A 24,138-nucleotide genomic window follows, 5' to 3' on the forward strand; every position below is an offset into this window, starting at 1 on the left:
CATGACCGTAAGTGAGACGGGCGCCAAGCTGTCGGTGCGACAGCTGATCTGGGTGCTGCTCGGCATGATCACTGTCGTTTTCGTGATCTCGCTGACGGTCACGATCACCGGGCGCATGACGGTGGCAGGTGCTGTCGACGAACTCAGCCAGCGGATGCTGCCCGCACAGGACAATGTCGCCGAGCTCAGCACCGCCTACGTGGACCAGGAGACCGGCCAGCGCGGCTTCCTGCTCACCGGTGACCCACAGTTCCTCGGGCCGTACCAGGAGGGCAAAGAGGTCGCCGATCGGCTGGTGGCCGAACTGCGCGTCGAGCTGGCCGACGACCCCGAAGGCACCCGCCGACTCGATGCCGTGGTGGACGCCGCCTCCGAGTGGGCGATCCAGGCCGGCGATCCGCAGATCGAGGCCCGGCGCGCGGGCCCTCTGACGGCGGAGCAGGCCGAGACGATGACCGCGTCGGGCAAGCAGTTGTTCGACGCGTTGCGGGCAGAGCTGTCCGATCTGCAGGACCGGACCGGGGAACTGATTGCCGCGCAGCTGGATCGGGTGAACGCTGCCCAGCGCTTCTCCAACATCGCCCAAGGGGTGTCGGTGGTGCTGCTGCTGGCCGTGGTGGGGACCACCGCCTGGCTGTCGCGCCGTCTGCTGACCCGTCCGGTCAACAGCGTGCTCGCGGACGTGACCGCGGTCGCCGAGGGTGCCTGGGACCGCCCGATCCGGCGCCTCGGCCCGCGCGAGATCGCGGTGCTCGCCGGTGCAGCGGAAACCATGCGGGCCAATCTGGCCGTCACCAACGAGCGACTCGCCGAGCAGGCCGGCCTGAGTGACAAGGCCCGCATCTCTAAAGAGATCCAGGCCAACCTGATGACCGAGATCCAAGGGGTGTCCGAGCTGGCGGATGCCTGCGGCATCATCATCTCCCGGACCGCGCAGGCCGTCGGCGCTCAGCACGGCGCCCTCTACCTGCAGCAGCCTGACGATCCCGACCGGTACGCCCTCACCGCGTCGTACGCCTTCCACCGCCGCAAGGGCCTGCCCAACTCGTTCGGCCTGGGCGAGGGACTGGTGGGGCAATGTGCGTTGGAGGGCAACCGGATCGAGGTCACCGGAGCGCCCGGCGACTATGTCGAGATCGTCTCGGGCCTGGGCAGGACCGAACCCGTCTCACTGATCCTGATCCCCATCAAGTTCGAGACACAGGTGCTCGGCGTGCTGGAACTGGCCGGGCTGCGGCTGTTCACCGACGAGGACACCGAGCTGCTGGAGAGCATCGCCCTGGGCGCCGGTGTGGCGCTCAGCGCCATCGAGGCAGCCCAGAAGACCCGTGAACTGTTGCGGGTGTCCCAGGCGCAGACCGAGGAGCTGCAGACCCAGGAGGAGGAGCTGCGCGCGGCCAACGAGCAACTGTCGCAACGTGAAGATCTGCTCTCGGCCCAGAACGCCGAACTCGAGGAGACCACCGAGGAGCTGCGTTCCCAGCAGGAGGAGCTGAGAGCCAGCGCCGAGCGGCTCGAAGCCCAGGCCCAGACGCTGGAGACCAAGAACACCGAGCTCGAGCGGCTCAGCGGCTCACTGGAGGCCAAAGCCGAAGAGCTGGCGGTCTCGTCGCGTTACAAGTCGGAGTTCCTGGCCAACATGAGCCACGAGTTGCGCACCCCGCTCAACAGCATCCTGATCCTGGCCGGACTGCTCACCGACTCCGACGAACCGCTGTCGGACAAGCAGCACGAATTCGCGGATACCATCCAGCAGTCCGGCAAGGACCTGCTCAACCTGATCGACGAGGTGCTCGACCTGGCCAAGGTGGAGTCCGGATCGATGTACCTCGAAGAGGAACTGATCGAGGTGAGCGAGCTGGTGAGCTTCCTGGAGCGCACGTTCGGCCCCATTGCCGCCGACAAGGGCATCGGGTTCCGGGTGTCGGTCGACGAGACAGCGCCGCGCCAGATCACCAGCGACTACACCCGTGTCAAGCAGATCGCCAAGAACCTCGTGGCCAATGCCGTCAAGTTCACCGACCAGGGCGCGGTGACCGTCCGCTTCTCCGGAAGCGCCGACGCGCAGGGGAGTCCGGGTACCGGGTTCCTCTCGATGGCCGTCGTCGACACCGGCATCGGGATCGACGAGAAGGATCACAATCTCATCTTCGAGTCGTTCCAGCAGGCCGGGCGCGGGACGGCGCGGCAATACGGCGGCACCGGCCTCGGACTGGCCATCAGCCGCGAACTGGCCCGCCACCTCGGCGGTGACATCACGCTGCGCAGCGCGCTGGGCGACGGCTCGACGTTCACCTGTCACCTGCCCGTCGGCGAGGTGCAGCAGGCCCCGGCCGCCGTCCCGGCACCCAGGCCCGCCGCACCGAAACCCATTGCGCCGCTTCCGGCAACCGATCCGGTCGAGGACGCCGACACCCGTTTCGGGGAAGTGGACATCTCCGCGGTGGCGTGGCCCGCGGGCGGCAAGCCGGTGCTGCTGATCGTGGAAGATGATCCCACCTTCGGCACGATGCTCGCCGAACTGGCGTCCGAGGCCGGGTTCGATTCGGTGGTGACTCCCAGCGGCCGGATGGCGTTGGCGTTGGCCAAACAACACCGGCCGGCGGCCATCACCTTGGACATCGGTCTGCCCGACATGGCGGGGTGGGTGGTGCTCGACGTCCTCAAACATGATCTGGCCACCCGCCACATTCCGGTCAACGTGGTCTCCGGCGCCGATGACGAGGGGCGGGGCCGGCGGATGGGGGCCATCCAGACCCTGCACAAGCCGGCCCCCCTTTCGGAGCTGCGGTCGATGTTCGCCGGCATTGCCGACTTCCTGAAACCCGGTCCGCGCCATGTGCTGGTGGCCGAGGATGACGCCAACCAGCGTCAGGTGGTCAAGCACATGATCGAGAGCGACGACATCGACATCACCACGGTAGGCACCGGGGCTCAGGTGCTGGCAGAGCTGGCGGGCCCGACGTCCTACGACTGCCTGGTGCTGGACCTCGGTCTACCGGACATCGACGGCATCGACCTGATCGAGCGGATCAAAGACCAGCTGCAGCAGAAGAGCCTGCCGGTGATCGTGCACACCGGCCGTGAGCTGACGTCGGCGGAGACCGAGCGGCTGGAGGCCCTGGCCTCGGCCATTGTGCTCAAGAACGCGAAATCACCTGAGCGACTGCTGGATGAGACCGCGCTGTTCCTGCACCGGGTGGCCAACGACATGCCGGACACGGCGCGGGAGATCCTGTCCAACCCGCGTCGGGTCGACGAGTCCCTGGAGGGCAACACCGTGCTGTTGGTCGACGACGACGTACGCAATGTCTTCTCTCTCGGCAGTGCGCTCAAGCGGTACGGCATCACCGTGGTGCCGGCACGCAACGGCCAGGAGGGGCTGGACAATCTGGCCGCGCACCCTGAGGTGGGTCTGGTGCTGATGGACATCATGATGCCGGTGATGGACGGCTATGAGGCGATGCGGCGCATCCGGGCCGACGGGCGGTGGCGCAACCTGCCCATCGTGGCGCTCACGGCCAAGGCCATGAAGGGTGATCGGCAGAAGTGCCTGGACGCAGGCGCTTCGGACTACGTGACCAAACCCGTCGACATGGATCAATTGACGTCGGTGCTGCGGGTCTGGCTGGCAAGCCGGCCGCGCAGCCAGCAGCAGACATCTGAGCGCTGATGAATGAACCTGCGCCCCAACCAGAGTCGGCCAGGGCCCGGGAACTCACGCTGATCGAGGCGGAGGCGTTCTTCTACACGGTCTTCGAATATCTCGGCTACGACTTCCGGCACTACAGCGACGCTTCCCGAAACCGTCGCCTGACCGCATTCGTCGAACGCTACGAGCTGGGTACCATCTCGCAGGCGCAGGGCCGGGTGTTGCGCGAGCCGGCGCTGCTGGCCGCGCTGCTGTCGTCGATGACGGTCAATGTCACCGAGATGTTCCGCGACCCAACGGTGTTCGCGAAGCTGCGCACGGAGGTGTTGCCGCGTCTGGCGACGTTCCCGCGGATCCGGATCTGGGTCGCGGGCTGCGCCACCGGCGAGGAGGCCTATTCGGTGGCGATCCTGCTGGACGAGGCGGGTCTGCTGGAACGCAGCACCATCTACGCCACCGACATCGACGGCGACTCGCTGCGGGTGGCCACCTCGGCCATCTACCCGGCGGACGCGATGGTGCGTGCCACCCGCAACTACCAGGCCAGCGGCGGGCAGCGGCCGTTCTCCGACTGGTACGTCGCCAGATATGACCGCTGCATCCTGAGCCCGCACCTGCGCTCACGCCTGGAGTTCTTCTCCCACAACCTCGCCACCGACAGTGCCTTCGGCGAGTTCAACCTGATCATGTGCCGCAACGTGTTCATCTATTTCGAAGAGACCCTCCAGCGCCGGGCCGAGGCGATGTTCCGAGACAGCCTGGCGCCGTTCGGCAACCTGGTGATCGGGCCCCGCGAGGGACTCACCAGCCACGGGGCCACGCTGTTCACCCCGCTGGACCGCCGACTCGGGATCTTCTCGACGAACCAGCGCCAACATGCCCGGCCCTGAGGTCATCGTGATCGGCGGCAGCGCCGGAGGCATGAAGGCCCTGCGGGGCATCCTGGAGACGCTGCCGCACCTCGGCGACCGCATCGGGGTGGTGGTGTTGCACCGCGCGCCCGACTTCTCACCGTTGACCGAGGTGCTGCAGACCCACACCGAGATCCCCATGTGGGAGCCGCCGGAGAGCCCGTGGCTGTGCCCCCGCGGCGCCATCGTCGTGGCTCCCGCGGGCTATCACCTGCTGCTGGGCCCGGGCCGCCGGCTGTCCCGCGAACCGCAGACACCGGTCGGCCTGTACGAGCCGGCCAGCGGTGTGCGCGCCCACCTGTCGCTCGATGCTCAGGTGGCCTACTCGCGGCCGTCACTGGACGTGGCGTTCTTCAGTGCGGCGCAGTTGCCGAATCCGGTGACCGCCGTGCTGCTGTCGTGCGCCAACGAGGACGGTGCCGCAGGATGCGCGGCGGTGCAGGCGGCTGGGGGCCGGGTGGTGATCCAGGACCCGGCCACCTGTGAGGCGCCGGTGGCGGTCACCGCGGCGCTGCGGGTACTGCAGCCCGACCATGTGGCCGATCCGCGGGGGATCGGCGAATGGCTTGCGCGGGGCTAGGTTTCCACGTTGTCCGCAAGTCGCTCCACGATGGTCTCGAGCTGCCCCGCCGCGGTGTCTCCGCACACGCTGACATCGACGATCACGTTGGTCCGCGTGGTCACCGTCCGCTGGCACTCGGAGCCGGACGACAGCGAGGTACGGGAGATGGACACGGTACGTCCGACTTCGTCCACCACCACCCCACCGAACTGATAGCCGGGGGCGACACCGGTGACCCGGCGCCGCGGGCCCGTCTCGATGACGGCGTCCGCGCACGCGGTCCACGAATCCGGCAGTGCGGCAAGGAATGTGTCGGCGGTTGCTTCGTTGGCCACCGTCACCAGCGCCTGGTGCACCTGCAGCCCGGACCCGTCCGGTGTGTACAGCACCGCGTGCGCCACCCCGGTCGGCGCGGCATCGACATAGGTGTCTTCGACCGCGGGCTCCCAGGCCCACCTGCAATCGGCGGGTACCCCCTCGGTGAGGTAGGTGTCGGCTACCGACGCCTCGGGCAGCTCGACACCGGTGATCTCCCCGACCTGGTCGGCGGTCAACAACAGCGCGGGCAGGTCGGCGTCGTCGACCCGGCTGCCGCTCCACACGGCGGTGCCGGGTGCCGACGCACAACCCGACAACAGCAGAACTCCCGCCAGGCCCAGTGCGCAGCAGCGATGCACACCACGCACTCTAGGACGGGGTGGGGATCGTGTCAGCAGTCCGCGTCCGCAGGAATCCCCACCCGACCAGGATCGCCGCCAGCACCGTCAGGGTCATACCCGCAACAGTCACCGCGGCGTGGAACTGCCCGGTCTGCACCGGTGTCCACGCCGATGCCGTGAGGCTGCCGGCGAACATCGCGGCGAGCACGGTGCCGGACACGGCGACTCCGGCACCGGAGGTCACCTGCGTGACGGTATCGGTGAGGGCGGCGCCGAGAGTGGTCCGGCTCTCGGGCAGGCCGCGCATCACGTTCATCGCGGCTACCACACCCACCACTCGCAGTCCGGCCGCCACCAGGGCCAGCGCGACGGCCACCCAGGCGTAGGTGAGTGTGCCGAAGGCCGCGTAGACCGCCAGTCCCGCCACCACCGCGGTGGCGCTGAGATAGCCGGCCCGTTCCAGCCCGAGGCGCTGCACCAGCGGATTGACGAACAGTCCGCCCGCGAGCAACACCACCACCTGCGGCAGCATCCCCAGCGCGGCCAAGGCGGGTGGCCAGCCCCAGTCCAGCTGCAGCTGCAGCGTCACCAGGTAACCCAGGCCGGCGGTGGCCAGTCCGGCTGCGGCCTTGAATGCCAGGCCGCTGGACACCAGCGGGTGGGTGACCAGGCCGAGGTCCACCAGCGGGTGGCGGGCCAGCCGCTCGCGCAGCACGAACAGCACCGCGGCGACGACGGCGGCTGCGAGCACCACCCAGGACATCGGGGTGCCGGCGACGAACAGCGTCGGTGCAACGAGCGCCAGCACAATCGCCGTTGTTGCCAGGGCAGCGCCCGTCAGGTCCAGCGGAGCACGATGCAGCTCGGTATCGGCGAGAATTCCGTACCGGATCCCGACGATCGCCAGGAGTGCGACCGGCGCGTTGACCAGCAGCAGCGCCTGCCAGGGGGCGACAGCCAGCACCAGCCCGCCCACGGTGGGGCCGACCGCCAGCCCCACCAGCCCCACCGTCGAGATCAGGGTCAGCGCGCGGACCCGCAGGCCGTCGTCGGTGAACAGCCGGAACGCCAGCGCCATCGAGCCGGGTGTCGTCATCGCGGCCGCCACGCCCATGGCCGCCCGCACCGCAATCAGTTCACCGGTGCTGGACACCAGTCCTGTCGCCAGGCTGGCCAGTCCGAGCAGCGTCAGCCCCGCCAGCATGATCCGCCGACGACCGAAGCGATCGGCCACCGCGCCGAACAGCAGCATGAGTCCGCCGAACACCACGGCGTAGGCGCCGGTGACCCATTGCAGGGCGGTGGCCGACGCGTGCAGGTGGCGGCCGATGGTGGGCAGGGCGACAGTGAGGATCGAGTTGTCCAGCATCTCGATCAGGAAGACCGCGCTCAGGCCGAGCAACGCGGGCCAGGCGTCCCGCAGCGAGCGGGGCGGGCGCGAAGATGTAGAGAGCATAGGAGTAAATTAACTGACTAAAGTTAGTGACACAAGATAGTGAGGGTGCAGTGCCACGCACGGGTGAGCGCGGTGGTCCGCAGACGCGGGCCAGGATCTCGGACATCGCCACGCGGATGTTCATCGAGCAGGGCTTCGACGCGGTGACGGTGGCGCAGGTCGCCAAGGCGGCCGGCGTCTCCAGCGTCACGGTGTTCAATCACTTCCCGCGCAAAGAGGATCTGCTGCTAGACCGCGCCGACGAGACCGCCGAGATCCTGCGCTGCGCCGTTCGGGACCGGGCGCCGGGCTCCGACGTGCTGACCTCCCTACGGGCGGCCGCGCTGCACCTGGCCGACCAGCAGCACGCGCTGTCCGGCACCATGCCCGACTCGGCGCCCTTCTTCCGCACCGTCGCCGACTCGCCCGCCCTGCTCGCCCGCAGCAGGGAGATCGCCGCCGAGCTGCAAGCCACCCTGCGCGCAGAACTCGCCCGCGACGCCGCCTTCGACGGCGACAGCGCGCTGTTCGCCGCCCTCGTGATCGCCGGTTACGCCACCGTCCTGACCGAAACCGCCCGCAAGGTCATCGCGGGCGCACCGGACCTGGTGGCCGACCACCGCGCGCGCGTCGAGAGATTGTTCGACGCCTTGCGTGACGGCCTCGGTTAGGGACCGATCCGGATCTGGCCCGGTGAGTACAGCCCCGAGTGTGTCGTGGTGCCGAAGTCCAGGGTCGCCACGGAAGCATCGACGATGGTGTCGAACCGGCGCAGTGAACCCCAGTCCCGGCCCCAGTCGCGGGACAGGTAGCTCGACATCACCTGGGCCCGCAGCAGCAGGTCGGTGATGCCCAGCAGACCGCCGTTCATGCCGTCTTCCCAGCTGTCGGTGTCCAGGCGCTTGGCGTTGTAGTCCGGGGTGATCCGGAAGCGCGGCACCTCGGTGACGCCGTGGGCGTGCAGCATCGGCTGCTGGCACGGGAAGGCCAGGCCCACCGCCCAGTCCATCAGCACCGGCTGCTGCGAGCCCACGTACTCCTGCACCGAGCGCAGCTCGGGCACCCGCGGCGGCGTCACCGCCACCCAGTCGCCAGGGGTCAGCGACAGGTCCTCGACCACGATGCGCACGGCGGTGGCGTCATCCGGAATCTCCGCGCGGTCATACCGCAGATTGCGCCAGGACGGGATCGGGCCCAGGTCGTAGGGCTCCACCCTTCCGCCGGCCACCGGGGCGCCGTCGGGACCCGCTGTGGCGTACTCCAATTCGACAGTCTGGCCCTCGGTGCGGCCGTTGAACACGCTGTTGCCGGTGATGGTTCCTGCAGCCGTCACCACCACCAGGGGGTGGGCGTCGTCACGCGGGGGGAGTTGGTACCACGCCGAGTTCAGGGTGCTCTGCTGCTGCGGGCCCTGGGTGTAGCTGCCGGCCACCGGAACCCGGGCGGGGTCCAGCCCGTAGGGCAGCGGCACCGTGGAGCCGTTGACACCCGGGGTGTCCAGGCGCACCGGGTCGTCCCAGTCCGCGTCGGTGCCCGGCATCGGGAAGGGCTGCCGGATCGCTTCGGCGACAATGCGATCCGGTACTCCGTCGGGGGCGAAGCCCACCGGGTCCACACCGCCCAGCGGACCCAGCGCCCCGTAGTCACCCGGCAGCGGCGCCAGGAAGCCGTCGTTGCTGTCCGGCTCCACCAGCACGTCGTCGGCCAGGCCGCAGCCGCCGGTGAACGCCCGCAGGTTCGACCAGGTGTTGGAGTAGGTCGGGTACTGGCGCACCACGCCGATCGCCATCGAGGCCACGAACACCGCGACCATGAAGCCGGCGATCACCGGGATAGGTGCTGCGGTCACGGCCGCGGCGATGCGGCCGTTGCCGCGGTCGCGCGGGGCGAAGTGCAGCCACAGCGCGTACAGCGCCGTCACCGCGAACAGGGCGAAGAAGATGGTGCTGACCGAGACCGGCCCGATCGTCGGCATCGAGTTGTTGAACGGCACACCGTAACTGGACACATACCACCAGCCGTTGGTGGTGGCCCAGCACAGCGCGAGGATGAACAGCAGCGCGGCCAGGAACGCCATCCGGTTGCGGGCCCAGCGCAATACCAGGGGAGAGACCAGCACCGTGGCCAGTGCGGCCATGGCGCCGCCCACCGCGGCGAACAGGCCCATGTGGTGCACCCACTTGGTGGGGGTGAACATCAGACAGAACACCGTGGCGAAGATGATGCCCATCAGGCGCCAGGCCGGCCCGCGGGCCACCCCGGGAACGCGCTTGCGACGCAACATGATGAACATCGCCGCGAACAGGCTGGTGGCGGTGATCAGGAACCCGAACCGCCGCGACAGCGAGCCGTCGACGGTCGGCAGGATCATGTAGAAGTAGCGCAGGTTCTCGGTGTACCACTCCTGGCTGGGGCCGATCTCGGTGCGGATCCTGGTGGCCTCCAACACTGTTGCCAGGGTCTGGTCGGCGAACACCACCGGCAGGATCACCGTGCCCGCGGCCAGCAGCGGCAGCAGCAGCGGCCAGGTGCCCACCAGCTGGCGGCGCTGGGCGATGATCCGCAGGATGGGCCGGCCGCCGGCCAGCAGGGCCGCCACGGCGATCAGCCCGGTCGGCTGGATCCCGAGGGTGAACGCCGCGGTGATGATCGCCAGCGCGGCGGGCAGCAGGCGACGCCCGGTGACGGCACGTTCGATCAGTACGTAGGTGATCAGGGCGCCGGTGGCGATCTGGCCTTCCGGGCGCAGGCCGTTGTTGAACGGCATCCACGCCGCCAGCAGCACCAGCCCGGCCGCCCAGAGCGCGGGCCGGCTGGCGGCCACCGCGGGTCCGAGTCGGGGCAGCACTTCGCGCGAGAGCAGCAGCCAGCACACCAGCGCGCACACCAGGTCCGGCAGCCGCATCCAGATGCTGGCCGTGCTCACCTGACTCATCAGCGCCAGCAGGTTGTAGTACCAGCCGAACGGGTCCTCGGGGCTGCCGAACCAGCGGAAGTAGTTCGACATGTAGCCGGCGTGCTCGGCCACCCGGGCCATCTGCAGGATGTAGCCGTCGTCGGAGGAGTTGGACCCGCCGATGTACCAGAGCCCGGACAGCCCGATCACCACGGCGTCGACCAGGGTGAAGGTCTTCCATCGGGTGGGGATCAGGCGCTGCATCCGGTGACCGTCGATGCGGTCCAGCCGCCACAGTGCCAGCAGCGCGATCACGGTGCAGACGATGGCCAGCACCATCGACAGCAGTTTCAGCGTGGTCGGTGAGGTGGTGAAGCGGGTGTCGATCTCGGCGGAGAAGCTCAACCCGGGCGGTGCGGGCCCGGTCAGATCGGTGAACACGCCCACGATGGCCGGGCGCAGATTGGGGTCGGCGAAGCCGGTGCGCTGCGGCTGGCCCGCATCGGGGCCCGTGACCTGTGTCAGCCCGACGAACTCGGCGAAGGTGCCCTCTTCGGACGACGTGATCTGCAGCTCGGAGCATCCTCGCGCGCGCTCGCGGGAGACGCTGGCCACCACCACATTGCGGTCGGTGACGTCGACGCGTTCCTCGGTGACGTTGACGAACAGGCCGTTGAGTGCGGCCTGCTTGCCCTCGGCCGGGGCGGTGCCGAGCACCAGCCCGCCGTCGGCCGGCATGGACTGCAGCACCGAGCACGGCACCGTCGCCGTCATCGACACCGGCACCTGCGAGATCAGGGGAGCGGTGACGTTCGACAGTTGACCCAGTTGCGGCCAGTTGAGGTTCGCGGTGGTCTGCGTGACCGGCAGCAGCGGGGCGGCGACGGCGAAGACAAAGCCCAGCAGGCCCGCGATCATGGCGACCCAGCGCGCCACCGTGACGTCCTGGGCGACGTGCCCGCCTTTGAGAGCCTCGGTCATGGCAGTGCTCGAATCGGTCCGGGCCGGCTCCACCCGAACACCTGGGTGGTGCCCTGTTCGATGGTGGCGTCGGGCGCGACGTCGGCGGGCACCACACGTTCATAGCTCTCGATCGAGCCCCAGTCGCGGTACCAGTCGTCGCGCAGGTAGGTCGGGATGGTGGAGGTGCGCAGCAGCGCCTGGATGAACAGGAACGGTCCGCCGTCCTCGGCGGACAGCCACAGGTTCGACGACGCCTGCATCTGCGAGAAGTTGGGCAGGATGCGGTACTCCGGGAGTTCGGCCACACCGAGACGCTCCGCGAACGGGCGCTGGCACGGGAAGTTGGCGGCCACGGCCATGTCCATCAGCACCGGGGTGTCGTCGCCCAGGAAGTCCTGGGCGGTCTCCAGCACCGGGACCCGGGGCGGGGTGAACGCGAACCACTGGTCCTCGCTCAGGTTGGGGTCGTCGGCGACGATGCGCACCACGTTGGCCTCCGGCGGCGCCCACGCCAGCGGGAACCGCAGGTTGCGCCACGCGCGCTGCATGGCGATGTCGATGGGGCCCACCTCGGCGAGTTCGGTGTACGAGCCGTCCGGCTGCCGCACCCCCCACTGCACCTTGAGGTCCTGGCCGTAGCTGAATTCGCCCTCTTCGTTGAAGCTCCAGATGGCGCCCGCCGCGGCGACGGTCACCAGCGGGCGGTCCTCGGTGCGGGGCGGCAGCTCGTACCAGACCGAGGTGGCTTTGGCGGCCACGGTGTTCTCGTCAAAACTGCCCATCACCGGGGTGGTGTCGGGGTCGAGGCCGAAGGGCAGGAACACCCGCGAGCCGTTGACCCCTTCGGGGCCGTAGCCGCCACCGGTGCCGGCCTGGTAGCCGGCGCCGATGTTCGGCTTGTTGGGCGAGCCGTCGGAGTTCGGGGTGCCCGGCTTGATCGACACCGGTTCCACCGGGTCCAGCGAGTCGCTGACACCGTTGGGGGTGAAGCCCACCGGGTCCTCGCCGCCCAGCGGGCCGTACTCACCGAACGGCTGCCCGGGGACGGGCTCCAGCATGCCGGCATTCGGGTCGGGCTCCACCAGCACGGAATCGGCCAGCGCACAGGTGTTGCCCGACAGCGCGGCCACGTTGGCGCTGGCATTGGTATAGGCCGGGTAGCGCTGCGCGGCGGCCTTGACCATGGAGCCCACCTCGAGCACCACCATGATCACCGCGACCACCAGCAGCGGCGTGGACGCCAACACCCGGTTGCGCTTGTTGTTCTTGACCTCGGTGTGGCCGGAGTAGTCCATCCGGAAGTGCAGCCACGCCGCGATCAGGGCGCCGATGATGGCCAGCACCAGGAACATCGTGGTGACCGGTCGTCCGGCGATCACCGGCGGACGGTCGAACCAGGGCACCCCGTAGTTGCCGACGTCGAACCAGGAGTTCCAGCCTGACGTCGCCCAGGCCAGGACGAACAGCAGGGCGGTGATGTAGAGCGCCAGGTTGCGTCGGCTGTGCAGCCCCACCCGGGAGAACGCGAACGCGGTGACGGCGGCCAGCGCCCCGGCCAGCCCGGCGAAGACGCCGTACTGGATGGCCCACTTGGTCGGGGTGAAGGTCAGCAGCAGCAGGCTGACGAAGGTGGTGCCGAGCAGTCGCCACACCGGGCCGCGTGCACCGCCGGGGACATGGCCGCGGCGCAGCTGCACCGCCAGCACGCCGAACAGGCACAACATCAGGATGAAGAAGGCGAAGCGGCGGGTCAGCGACCCGTCGATGCTGTCCTCGACGGTGAGGAAGTAGGGCCGCAGGAAGTCTTGGTACCAGGCGATGGTCGGGCCCACCACGTACTTGATCCGCGCGGATTCGGCGACGGTGGCCAGGGTCTGGTCGCGGAACACCACCACGAACAGCAGCGAGCCGGTGGCCAGCAGCGGCGCGAGCTGGGGCAGTACCCCGTGCGGGCGGGACCTGATGATCCGGGCGATGGCGCGGGCACCCACCAGCAGCGGCGCGATGGCGATCAGTCCCTGCGGCGCGAGCGTCACGCTGAACACGGCCACCAGGATGGCCAGGGCGGCGGGCCAGAGCCTGCGGGTGGCGATGCTGTTCTCGATCAGCATCCAGACCGCTACGGCGCCGAAGGCGATCAACGGTTCGGGACGCAGGCCGTTGTTGAAGGCCAGCCAGCTGGCCAGGAACACCGCGGCACCGGTCAGCACGGTGATCCGGTTGGCGGCCAGGCTGCGGCCCAGGCGCGGGATGACGCAGCGACTCAGCATCAGCCAGGTCGCGATGCCGGCCAGCAGCGCGGGCAGCCGCATCCACACCCCGGCGGTGCTGATGGCCGCCAGGTGGGCGAGCACCGACTGGTACCAGTCGAAGGGCGCCTCGGTGGCGCCGAAGTAGCGGTAGTAGTTGGCGGAGTATCCGGCTTCACCCGAGATGCGGGCGATGGTCAGGTTGTAGCCGTCGTCGTTGGACTGCGGGCCGATGATGTGCCACACCGCCAGCGTGCCGATGACTCCGATGTCCGCGATCCATGTGGTCAGGCCGGCCTTGAAGAACTTGCGGCGCACCCGCGGCACCCGGCGGTCCAAGCGGATCAGCGCGATCACCGACGCGAGGACGCACACGACGCCGAGCACCATTGCGATCAACTTCAGCGCCGTGGGGGTGGTGATGAAGCGGGTGTCGATGTCCACCCGCGCGGACAGCCCGTCCTGCGGGGCCACCTCCAGATCGGTGAACAGGCCGGCCACCTGTGGGCGCTTCTCGGCGGGTTCGTTGCCCGCGGCACCGGGGATGCCCACGAAGTCGGCGTTGACCCCGCCGATGTTCGCGGTGATACGGATGACACTGCAGGCGCCGCTCTCGACGGCGGCTCGGGGCGCGACGGCGGCGACGGTGTCGCGGACGACGACGAACACCGAACCGGCGTTGGCGCGGACGAACAGCCCGTTGCGGCCGGCGTCGATGCCGGCGGCCGGGACGGTGGAGACCACGACGCCGCCGTCGGCCGGCAGGCTGGCCACGGCCAGGCAGGGGATGGAGATGTCGAGGGACTGCGGGGCCCCGGAGACCAGGGGCGCGGTGACGTCGGTGATGTTGCCGTCGGTGCCGGTGCCCTGCGGCCACAGCACGGTCGCCGTGGTCTGACGGACGGGCAGCAGGGGGACCAACGCGCACAGGATCAGCCCGGCGATACCCGCCACAACAGCGATGAGACGGGCTAAGCGGTGTGCGGGCACGAGGCTCGATGGTAGGCGACGTACCTTTGTGGTCCGCGTCGCCAGGCCGGAGTCAGGACAACCGGAGAGGCGCCGGGCTCCACAGGCCGCTGCGTGTCGCGGTCCCCAGCTCCAGTCGGGCGGGCTGCGCATCCGGGTAGAACTGCACCAGCCGCTGCAGCGCTCCCCAATCGCGGGACCAGTCATCCTGCAGATAGGTGGGTACCGTCTCGGCCTGGAACAGCAGTTCGCTGATCCCCAGCGGCCCGCCGCCCAGGTAGTCCATCACCGGTGAGTTGGCCTCGGCGCCGAAGCGGTCGGGCAGGATCCGCCAGCGCGGCACCTCGGTGACACCGTGGTTGTGCCCGAACGGCCGTTGGCAGGGGAATGCCAGCCCCACCAGCCAGTCCAGCAGCACGGGGTCGGTGGAGCCCACCACGTCCTGCAGGCTGCGCAGCTGGGGGATGCGCGGCGGGGTCACCGCGATCCACGCATCGGGGGCCAGGTCGTCCTCGGTGGACACCAGCCGGATCTGGGTGGCGTCGGACGGGATGGCACTCAGCGGTACCCGCATGTTGCGCCAGGCCGGTGCGGCGCCGACGTCGGCGAACCCGACCGATCCGGCGGGTTCGCCCTCGGAATCGGCCCACTGGACCGCGATGTCGCTGGAGTCGAAGCGGCCGGCGACCGAGACCACCAGCAGCGGCCCGGCCTCGTCGCGGGGCGGCAGGGCGTACCAGGCCGAGCGCAGGAACGCCGGCTGTTGCACCCCGGACCGCCAGCTGCCGAGCACCGGTGTGGTGGCCGGGTTCAGCTCGAACGGCAGCCGTGCCCGTGAGCCGTTGACCCCGGTGGTGGCGGTGGTGCCGCCCTCGGTGCCGGCCTCGCCGCTGTCGTTGCTGCTGCCGTCGGTGTCGGCGAAGTTGTCACTGGTCTGAGCGTCGCTCACCGGATCCGGTGAGACGTCGGTGGGAATCCCGTTGGGGGAGAAGCCCACCGATCTCACGGCGCCCAGTGCCTCCCCGACGGGTTCGTCGATGGGCGTCAGCATGCCGGCATTGGGGTCCTGCTCCACCATCACGTCGGTGGCCAGGCCGCAGGTCTTCCCGGTCAGGGCCTGCAGGTTCGAGCGGCCCACGGTCCAGGCCGGGTACTGGATGGCCACCGCGGCGGTCAGCGACACCACTTCGAAGATCACCAGCGCCCAGGCGGCGATGGCCAACGGCGAGTGCAGGATCCGCCCGAGTGGGGTGGGGCGCCAGGGCTTCTCGCCGCGGCCGGAGAAGTGCATCACCGCGGCCACGATCAGCGTCAGCACCGAGCAGCCGAGCAGGATGGTGGTGACGCCGAAGCGGAACTCGGGGAACGAATTCGACCACGGCACACCGAAGTTGGACACATACCACCAGCCGTTGACGCTGGCGAAGCACAGCGCCACCATGAACAACACCACCGCCGCGAACACGGTGCGGTTGCGTCGCGAGCGCATGGCGTGGGCGGTGACGGCGACGGCCGCCAGGGCACCCAGCGAGCCGGCCAGCCCGGCGATCACACCGAAGTGGTGGGTCCACTTGGTGGGGGTGAACATCATCGCCAGGAACAAGATGATGGTGATACCGATGATCCGGCGGCTGGGGCCCGCCGCGGTCCCGGGGATCCGGCCCTTGCGCAGCGACATCGCCACCGCGACCGCCAGCGCCAGCAGCACGGCCAGCACCGCGAACCGGCGGGCGATGGAGCCGTCCGGGGTGGCCATGAACAGCCGCTCGTAGCGGGTGTGCTCGTCGAACCAGGCCAGGCTGGGGCCTATCAGCGTCTTGTACGAGCTGGCCTCGGCCACGGCGGCAAACGTCTGATCACGGAAGGTCAGGAAGATCGACACGGTGCCGGCGGCCAGGATGGGCGCCAGCAGCGGGGCCAGGCCGAACTGCTTGGAGCGACGTTTGAGGATGGTCAGCAGCGGCCCGATGGCCACCAGCAGGGCGCCGACCGACGCGATGCCGGTGGGGCCGGAGAACAGCGTCAGCGCGCCGATGATGCACGCCACCGCCACCGGGAGCAGCCGGCTGGTGGCCACCGCGCGTTCCACCGAACACCAGGTCAGCAGGATGCCCAGCGCGATCAGCGGTTCGGGCCGCAGCCCGTTGTTCAGCGGCAGCCACACCGCCAGGAACATGCCGGCCGCGGTCCACGCCGCCGCGCGGCTGCGTTTGACGGCGTGCCCGAGGCGGGGGATGACCTCGCGGCTGATGATCCACCAGCAGGCCAGCGCCATCAGCAGCGTCGGCAGGCGCATCCAGATGCTGGCCGTGGACACGTGCGCCCACAGCGCCTGCACGTCGTAGAACCAGCCGAACGGCGCCTCCGGGGTACCGAACCACCGGTAGTAGTTGGCCAGGTAGCCGGCGTTCTCCGACACGCGGGCCATGGTGAGGATGTAGCCGTCGTCGGCGGTGTTCGCGCCCACGAAGTGCCACCACACCAGCACCGTGGCCACCACCGCGTCCAGCCAGCCGATGGACCACCAACGCCGGGGCAGCAACCGATGGTGGCGTACCCCGTCGGCGGTGTCGAGGCGGTGCAGCGCCACCAGCGAGGTCAGGGTGAGCAGCACCCCGACGATCATCGTGACCAGCTTCAGCGTCGATGGCGCGGTGCTGTAGCGGGTGTCGATGGTCGCCGAGAACTCCAGCCCGGGCGGCGCGGGTCCGGTGAGATCGGTGAAGACGCCCACGATCTGCGGGCGGAAGTCGTAGCCGCTGCGTTCACCGCGCAGCGGGGAGTCGGGCTCGTCGCCGGTGTAGGACGGCGAGACCTCCTGGGTGAGGCCGACGAATTCGGCGCTCACGCGGTCGGCCTGTGCGCTGAACACCAACTCTCGGCACTGCGGGCTCTCCACCGCGCTCAGGGGTGCGACGACCACCGGGGTGTTGCGCACCACCACCGCCAGGTTGTTGTTGGCGCGTTCGATGAGCAGGCCACGGTCGACGGCGTTGGTGGCCTGCTTGGGCACTGTGGACAGCAGCACGGTGCGCCCGGCGCTACCGGGACCGGTCAGGCCGGCGACGGCCGAGCACGGAATGGTGATCTGCAGGTCGGTCGCGACGTAGCCGATGAGCGGTGCCGTCACGGAGTCCAGGACACCGTTTTGCGGCCAGTTCAGCTGCGCGGTGGTCTGTGTGACCGGCAGGAACGGCGTGGCCAGGGCCATCAGCGTGCCCAGCAGCCCGGTGACGACGGCGACGAGCTTGGCCGTCCGGTAGCTCGATCCCGACACGGAGCTTGATGCTAATTGCCCGCTCGTCACGGCGACTTCCTGATGGCCAGCACGAACGGGCCGATGGTCTGCACGTCGAACTCTGGACTGTCGAACAGCGCGGCATCGAGTTCGACGGTGTAGCGCCGGACGTTGGGCTGGTTGGGGTAGACGTCCTCCGCCAACCGCAGTGTGTAGGTGGACGCGGCGCCGCCCCGCATCAGGAACACTGTCGGCGGCTGCCAGGGCAGCGCATCGAGGGCGGCGGTGAACTCGGCGCTGGTGTCCAGGTCGGCCCAGCTCTCGATCTCGGCGGAGCGCGCCTCGAACTGGGCCAGCGGGTTGGCGTAGTGCGACGTCAGGCCTTGGAAGCCGAAGTACGGATAGAAGGACAGGAAGCTGTAGTCCGCGGTCAGTACCACGGTCTCGTCGCGCGGGCGGCCGGTCTGCTCGGTGATGGCGGCGTCGATCTCGGCGTAGTACTGCTCGGCCCCGGGCGGGCGGCGGTCACCGCGCTGTCCGGCGCCGTCGGTGTCGGTGTACGCGACGGTGATGTCAGGGCCCAGCGTGTCGGGGATGTCCTGGCTGAACGCCATGGCCCCGGCCAGCCCGATCACCGCGGCCACCGGCACCAGCTTGCGCCCCCAGCGGGCGGCGGCCGCCAGACTGACCTCGAGGAATCCGAAGACGCCCGCGGTGGCCAGCAGCACCGTCAGGGTCGGCTGCAGCCGGAAGCTCAGCAGGGTGGTGCCGGCCAGGGTGGTCAGCATCGAGAGCAGCGACCACAGGTACACCGACAGCACGCCAACGGCCAGCGCGCCGGCGCGCACCGAGGACCGGGCCCGGGCGATCAGCCAGATGGTGCCGAGCATGCAGAGTGCGCCCAGCAGGGTGAACTGCAGCATGGGGAAGGTCAGCACGGCGCCGTCAGCGGGCAGGTAGTGCATGGCGCTGCCGGTGTCGCTCAACGGTTCCCGCAGGCTGCGCAGCAGGAACGGCGCCCAGGTGATCAACGCGATGGCGATGGCGATGACGCCGGCGACCGCCAGCTTGATCAGCGGCGCGATGCTGCGCCGGGCCGCGGCCAGCAGCAAGGCCATCACCGTCACCGTCATCGCCGCCAGACCCAGCAGCAGCGTGTAGAAGGTGGCGGTGACGCCCAGGAAGATGCCGGTGCCGACGATGGCGGCCCAGCCGTGCCCTGTGGACCTCAGTCCCGACCAGGCCAGCACGAAGACCGGCGGCAGCAGCACCGTGATGATGGCGCTGTAGGGCTCGGGGGAGGCGTAGGCGATGGTCACCGCGGCGGTGGCGGTGGTGACGATCAGGGCGTAGGTGAAGCGGATCAGCCTGGACCACAACACGAATGCCAGCGCCACCGCGATGGCGATGGAGGTGACGGCCCAGGGCTTGTAGATCTCCCAGCCGGGCACGCCGGCCAGATCCGCGGCCCGGCCGCCGATCCAGAACCAGCCGGGCGGATAGTAGGGCGGCAGCCCGGCGTAGGTCATGTCACGCAGAGCGGGGCTGTCGGTCAGCCGGGTCACGTACTCGGTGCGGAACTGCTGGTCCACCGAGATCCCGAACAGGTACAGCTTGGTGGCGCCCAGCGGCATGCCCAGGGTGGCCACCACGAAGGCGGGCAGGGCCACCAGCGCGGTGCCGTAGGCCAGCCTCTGGCGTCCCCGCACCCAGACCCAGCCGGCGGCGAACAGGGCTGCCAGACAGACGAATTGGCCCACCGTGGTGAGCGCGTGCAATTGGTTCGACGACGGGAACGCCGGCCACTGCACGCGGCCGATCGCGACCAGCGCCACCACCGACACGACAGCGGCAAGCAGAGCCGCCAGCACCATCTGGGTGATGCTGACCAGCGCGTTCCTCATGTCAGATGGGCAGCTTGCGGAAGATGGGCCGCGGGATGTGCCGCAGGATCATCATCACGAACCGGAATGCCCCCGGCGCCCACACCAGGTCCTTGCCTTTGGCCGACGCGCTGACGGCCAGCTCGGCCACGTCTTCCTTGTCCACGGTCAGCGGAGCCTCCTTGGCGCCGGTGGCCTTCCAGTGTTCGATCGTCGTGGTGGTGCGCACCTGCCCGGGCCGGATCACCAGGACCCGGACGCCGTGCTCCTTGAGTGCTTCGCCGAGGCCCAGGTAGAAGCCGTCCAGGCCGGCTTTGGTGGAGCCGTAGACGAAGTTGGAGCGACGGACCCGCTCGCCGGCCGCGGAGCTCATCGCGATGATGCGGCCCGAGCCCTGGGCGCGCATCTTCTCGCCGAGCAGAACCCCGACCGAAACCGCTGCGGTGTAGTTGATCCCGGCGATCTGCACGGCCTTGCGCTGGTTCTGCCACAGTTCCTCGGCGTCGCCGAGCAGGCCGAAGGCCACCACTGCGACGTCGACATCACCCGCGGCGAAGGCCCCGTCGATCACAGCCGGGTGGTTGTCGGTGTCCAGAGCGTCGAAATCGACCCACTCGACGGATTTGGCTCCGGCGCTGCGCATCTGCTCCATCGCCGAGTCCTTGCGGGGATGTCCGGGCAGATCTGCCAGCACGACATGGGCGGGGGCATCACGCAGATAGCGCGCGCCGATGGCCAACGCGATCTCGGAAGTGCCGCCCAGCAGCAGGATGCGCTGCGGGTTGCCAACTGCGTCGAACACCATCTAGAGCAACTCCAAACGTCGGGCCATATCGGAGGCGAACACACCGTCGGGATCGACGCTGCGACGCACCGCGATCCACTCGTCGATCCGCGGGTACATGGCATGGAAGGTCTCGGCGGTGGTGCGCGAGTCCTTGGCGGTGTAGAGGCGGCCGCCGAACTGCAGGACCCGGCGGTCCAGTTCGGTGACGAATTCGTTCAGGCCCGCCTTGATCGGGAAGTCGACGCACACGTTCCACCCGGGGATCGGGAAGCTCAGCGGCGCTTGGTTTCCCGGGCCGAACAGCTTGAACACGTTGAGGAACGAGTAGTGTCCGCTGCCCTGGATGTCGGTGATGATGGTCTTGAACTCGTCGACCGCCTCGGTGGGCACCACGAACTGGTACTGCAGGAATCCAGCCGGTCCGTAGGCGCGGTTCCACTCACCGAACATGTCCAGCGGGTGGTAGAACTGCGTCAGGTTCTGCACCTTGCCCCGGTAGGTGCCCGACTTGCGGTACCAGAGTTCGCCGATGGGTCCGAAGGTGTACTTGTTGGCCAGCCCGTTGGGAAACACGTCAGGCAAAGTGAGCAGTTGCGGGGCATCGAATTTCAGCGGGTCGCGCTGCAGCTTCTCCGGCAGCTGGTCGAGCTTGGCCAGCGACCCGCGCGAGATCGCTGCCCGGCCCAGCTTCGGGGGTGCGCTGATGGCGTCGAACCAGGCGCTGGAGTAGGTGTAGTTGGCTTCGCTGCCGTCGCTGTGGATCGCGATGGTCTCGTCCAGGCTGGCGGTCACGTCACCGTCGGCGATGAAGTACGCCGTCTCCGTGGGCGTCATCGCGACGGTGGCGCGCAGGATGATGCCGGTCAGGCCGTTGCCGCCGACGGTGGCCCAGAACAGGGCCGCGTTCTCGCCGTCCGGCGTCAGGTGACGGATCTGGCCGTCGGCGGTCAGCAGGTCCATCGAACGCACGTGGTTGCCGAAGCTGCCGGCGCTGTGGTGGTTCTTGCCGTGGATGTCGCAGGCAATGGCGCCACCGACGGTGACCTGCCGGGTGCCCGGCAGGACCGGCACCCACAGCCCGAACGGCAGCGCGGCCTTCATCAGCTGGTCCAGGTTCACCCCGGCGTCCACGTCCACTGTGGCTTCGTCGGCGCTGATGGAGTGGATGCGGTTCAGCGCGGGCATGTCGATGACGAGCCCGCCGCCGTTCTGGGCGTTGTCGCCGTAGGAGCGGCCCAGCCCGCGGGCCAGGACGCCGCGGGGGCCGGCCTGGCTGACGGCCTTGGCGATCTCATCGACGTCGGGGGTCGACAGCACTTCGGCGACCGAGGGCGCGGTGCGTCCCCAACCGCTGAGCTGGCGTGTGGTCGTGACAAACATCGAGACGAGGGTACCGCCCTTACCTCAGCCGGAAGATCACCGCGCGCTGCACCACGAAGTTGATGACGGTCGCCGTGCCCTGGGCGATGACGAACGCCACCGGCACCCGCCAGGGCTTGTCGTCCCATCCGGTGTAGAAGAGGTAGTTGATCCCGACCTGCACGGCATAGGTGAGGGCGTAGAGCACCATCACCGCGATGAAGCGGGCCCGGCTGGGGGTGGCCTGGAATGTCCAGCGCCGGTTGATCAGGTATGCCGTGGTGGTTCCGGCGATGAAGCTCACGGTCTTGGCCACGTTCACGTGCCACCCCAGCTGCAGGAACAGCAGGTAGAGACCGAAGTCCACCACGGCGGACAGCCCGCCGGTGACGAGGAATCGCCACACCTGGGTGCCGAGGCTCAGGTTGGGCGGCATAGGGGGCTCGGCCATCGCGGGAAGCCTAGCGGGTGGGGCTGCAACAATGGCTGCGTGCAGGATCTGCTCGAGGTGTGGGACGCGCTGCTGGCGCGGCACACGAGTCACAGCGATGCCGCCGCCGCTGCCGGCAAGGCGCTGCTGGCCCGCTGGTCGGAGCCGCACCGCCGGTACCACGGGCTGTCGCACCTGCGGGACATCCTGGCGTCGGTCGAGGCGCTCGGAGATCACGCCACCGATCTCGACGCAGTGCGGTTGGCTGCCTGGTATCACGATGCGGTGTACGACGGCCGCTCCGACGACGAGGAGCTCAGCGCCCAGTTGGCCGAGGCCGATCTGACGGCCCTCGGGGTGGACGCTGAGCTGGTGGCCGAGGTGGGGCGGCTGGTCCGGTTGACCATCGAGCACGACCCCGCGGCCGGCGACACCAACGGCGAGGCGCTCTCCGACGCCGACCTGGCCGGCCTGGCCCTGCCCGCGGAGCTGTACCAGCGCAACTCGGCGCTGATTCGCCAGGAGTACGGCCACGTCTCCGATGCCGACTTCCGCGCCGGTCGCACGCGCATCATCGAGTCGCTGCTGGCCGGGCCCGGTCTCTATCGCACCCCGCTGGGCCGGCGGGACTGGGAGGCCAAGGCGGTGGCCAATATGAACGCCGAGCTCGCGACGCTACGCTGAGCGGACCACGGTCTGCTCGAGGACGGTTGCCAACGCCTCCACCGCGTGCGGGAAGGCGTGTTCCCCCGGGGTTCCGAAGTTCACCACGACGCCGTCCGGGCGGATAATGTTGTTGTCCGCCAACGGATGTCGTAGCCGGGACAGGCCCGCGATACCCACGCCTGCCGCGCCGGCGCGCCGCAGCACCTCTGGTTCCGCACCGTCGGGCAACATCAGCAGCAGGTGCAGCCCGGCCGACAAACCGGTGACGGTCACCGCGGGTGCCAGCGGGGCGAGACGGCGCACCAGCGCGTCGCGGCGACGCCGGTAGATGGCGCGCATCCGCCGGATGTGCTTGTCGTAGTTGCCCGCAACGATGAAGTCGGCCATCGTCAGCTGGGTGATGCCGTCGACGTAGAACTGCTGACCGCCCGCCGCGGCCACCACCTCGTCCACCAGGGCGGTGGGTGCCACCATCCAGCCCAGGCGCAGTACCGGGGTCAGGCTCTTGCTCGTCGACCCGAGGTAGACCACCCGCTGCGGGTCCAGGCTCTGCAGCGCACCCACCGGTTGCCGGTCGTATCGGAACTCGCCGTCGTAATCGTCTTCCAGCACCAGACTTTCGGTGCGCCCGGCCCACTCCACGATGGCGGTGCGTCGGCTCGGGTGCAGTGGCACCCCATGCGGGTAGTGGTGTGCCGGCGTCACCAGCGCAGCAGGGGTGTCGACGGCGTTCAGGTCGGCGACCGCCGCACCGAGGTCGTCGAAACCGATGGGCACCGTGGTGCCGCCCATCGCGGCGATGCAGTCACGAAAGATGAACAGTCCGTACGCTTCCACGGCGATCGCGCGCTCGGGGCCGAACATCCGCGCCAGGATCTCCACCGAGTGCCGGGTGCCCGCGGTGATCACCACCGAGTCCGGGGTGACGCGTACCCCGCGGGCGCGGGCCAGGTAGCCGGCGAGCGCTTCGCGCAGTTCGAGACGTCCCCGCGGGTCGCCCATCCGCAACGCCTCGGTGGGGGCGGCCGCCAGAGCGCGTCGGGTCGAGGCCAGCCAGGCCGCCCGGGGGAACTGGGCGACGTCCCCGGAGCCCGGCATCAGGTTGTGCCGCGGCGGTGGCAACGCTCCGCGGGGGCGGGCCGGTTGCGGCGCTCCCCGGTGCGGCGAGTCCAGCACCCAGGTGCCCGCGCCCTGCCTGGACGCCAGCCAGCCTTCGGCCACCAGTTCGGCGTAGACATCGGCGACGGTGTTGCGTGCGACGCCCAGGTCAGCAGCCAGTGTGCGGGACGGGGGCAGCGCTGTGCCGGCCGAGAGTCGCCCCGAGCGCACCGACTCGCGCAGCGCACCCAGCAGTTGGTCGCGCACTCCCCGGGCACCCGGTGTGAGGGTCAGGTTCAGGTGGAGGTCTCGCGAATTGGCCCACGAATCCATGTATGAATTGAACCACCATCGCGGGCTTTTTCGGTCCTAGAGTCGAGG

At 69.3% G+C, this 24,138-nt stretch carries 15 protein-coding genes; 5 read left to right on the forward strand and 10 right to left on the reverse strand.

What is annotated here, in order from left to right:
- The first annotated feature begins 1 nt into the window (after position 1).
- The 3 genes from G6N58_RS09140 to G6N58_RS09150 are packed head-to-tail and all read left to right on the forward strand — an operon-like array spanning position 2 to position 5,143.
- A complete protein-coding gene (locus G6N58_RS09140) occupies positions 2 to 3,673 on the forward strand; it encodes a response regulator (protein WP_163908037.1) in 3,672 nt (1,223 codons plus the stop codon).
- Positions 3,673 to 4,542: a CheR family methyltransferase gene (locus G6N58_RS09145; protein ID WP_115278944.1), complete on the forward strand. Its 870-nt coding sequence runs from the start codon at positions 3,673 to 3,675 to the stop codon at positions 4,540 to 4,542. Before G6N58_RS09140 ends, G6N58_RS09145 begins: the two co-directional genes overlap by 1 nt.
- Positions 4,529 to 5,143: a chemotaxis protein CheB gene (locus G6N58_RS09150; RefSeq protein WP_115278943.1), complete on the forward strand. Its 615-nt coding sequence runs from the start codon at positions 4,529 to 4,531 to the stop codon at positions 5,141 to 5,143. The genes G6N58_RS09145 and G6N58_RS09150 overlap by 14 nt, the downstream gene beginning before the upstream one ends.
- On the opposite strand, the gene G6N58_RS09155 is transcribed toward G6N58_RS09150, so the two are convergent.
- Entirely contained in the window at positions 5,140 to 5,802 is a 663-nt protein-coding gene (locus tag G6N58_RS09155) for a sensor domain-containing protein (RefSeq protein ID WP_163908039.1), read from the reverse strand. The genes G6N58_RS09150 and G6N58_RS09155 overlap by 4 nt on opposite strands.
- Before the next feature lie 10 nt (positions 5,803 to 5,812).
- Entirely contained in the window at positions 5,813 to 7,240 is a 1,428-nt protein-coding gene (locus G6N58_RS09160) for an MFS transporter (RefSeq protein ID WP_115278941.1), read from the reverse strand.
- Positions 7,241 to 7,290: 50 nt separating this feature from the next.
- Between G6N58_RS09160 and G6N58_RS09165 the strand changes: the two genes are divergently transcribed.
- Positions 7,291 to 7,890 (forward strand): TetR/AcrR family transcriptional regulator, encoded by a 600-nt coding sequence (locus G6N58_RS09165; RefSeq protein WP_115278940.1) that lies wholly within the window; start codon positions 7,291 to 7,293, stop codon positions 7,888 to 7,890.
- On the opposite strand, the gene G6N58_RS09170 is transcribed toward G6N58_RS09165, so the two are convergent.
- The 7 genes from G6N58_RS09170 to G6N58_RS09200 are packed head-to-tail and all read right to left on the reverse strand — an operon-like array spanning position 7,887 to position 21,999.
- Positions 7,887 to 11,096 (reverse strand): arabinosyltransferase domain-containing protein, encoded by a 3,210-nt coding sequence (locus G6N58_RS09170; protein ID WP_115281621.1) that lies wholly within the window; start codon positions 11,094 to 11,096, stop codon positions 7,887 to 7,889. The two genes, G6N58_RS09165 and G6N58_RS09170, sit on opposite strands and share 4 nt — an antisense overlap.
- On the reverse strand, positions 11,093 to 14,317 hold the full coding sequence (locus G6N58_RS09175) for an arabinosyltransferase domain-containing protein (RefSeq protein ID WP_232067796.1): 3,225 nt from the start codon (positions 14,315 to 14,317) through the stop codon (positions 11,093 to 11,095). The genes G6N58_RS09170 and G6N58_RS09175 overlap by 4 nt, the downstream gene beginning before the upstream one ends.
- Before the next feature lie 52 nt (positions 14,318 to 14,369).
- Complete coding sequence (locus G6N58_RS09180; RefSeq protein WP_272866077.1) at positions 14,370 to 17,573, reverse strand: arabinosyltransferase domain-containing protein; 3,204 nt, start codon at positions 17,571 to 17,573, stop codon at positions 14,370 to 14,372.
- A gap of 26 nt (positions 17,574 to 17,599) precedes the next feature.
- A complete protein-coding gene (locus G6N58_RS09185; RefSeq protein WP_115278938.1) occupies positions 17,600 to 19,438 on the reverse strand; it encodes a galactan 5-O-arabinofuranosyltransferase in 1,839 nt (612 codons plus the stop codon).
- A 1-nt stretch (position 19,439) separates the two neighbouring features.
- On the reverse strand, positions 19,440 to 20,222 hold the full coding sequence (gene dprE2 / locus G6N58_RS09190; protein WP_068914455.1) for a decaprenylphospho-beta-D-erythro-pentofuranosid-2-ulose 2-reductase: 783 nt from the start codon (positions 20,220 to 20,222) through the stop codon (positions 19,440 to 19,442).
- A complete protein-coding gene (gene dprE1, locus G6N58_RS09195) occupies positions 20,223 to 21,584 on the reverse strand; it encodes a decaprenylphosphoryl-beta-D-ribose oxidase (protein WP_068914456.1) in 1,362 nt (453 codons plus the stop codon).
- Positions 21,585 to 21,603: 19 nt separating this feature from the next.
- Positions 21,604 to 21,999: a GtrA family protein gene (locus tag G6N58_RS09200; RefSeq protein ID WP_115281620.1), complete on the reverse strand. Its 396-nt coding sequence runs from the start codon at positions 21,997 to 21,999 to the stop codon at positions 21,604 to 21,606.
- Between the two features lie 54 nt (positions 22,000 to 22,053).
- Between G6N58_RS09200 and G6N58_RS09205 the strand changes: the two genes are divergently transcribed.
- Positions 22,054 to 22,677: an HD domain-containing protein gene (locus G6N58_RS09205; RefSeq protein ID WP_068914458.1), complete on the forward strand. Its 624-nt coding sequence runs from the start codon at positions 22,054 to 22,056 to the stop codon at positions 22,675 to 22,677.
- Here the strand turns inward: G6N58_RS09205 and pdxR are convergent.
- Positions 22,669 to 24,090 (reverse strand): MocR-like pyridoxine biosynthesis transcription factor PdxR, encoded by a 1,422-nt coding sequence (pdxR, locus tag G6N58_RS09210; protein WP_115278937.1) that lies wholly within the window; start codon positions 24,088 to 24,090, stop codon positions 22,669 to 22,671. The two genes, G6N58_RS09205 and pdxR, sit on opposite strands and share 9 nt — an antisense overlap.
- Positions 24,091 to 24,138: the final 48 nt, after the last annotated feature.

It is taken from the genome of Mycolicibacterium tokaiense, assembly GCF_010725885.1.
GTDB classification, from domain to species: Bacteria; Actinomycetota; Actinomycetes; order Mycobacteriales; family Mycobacteriaceae; genus Mycobacterium; species Mycobacterium tokaiense.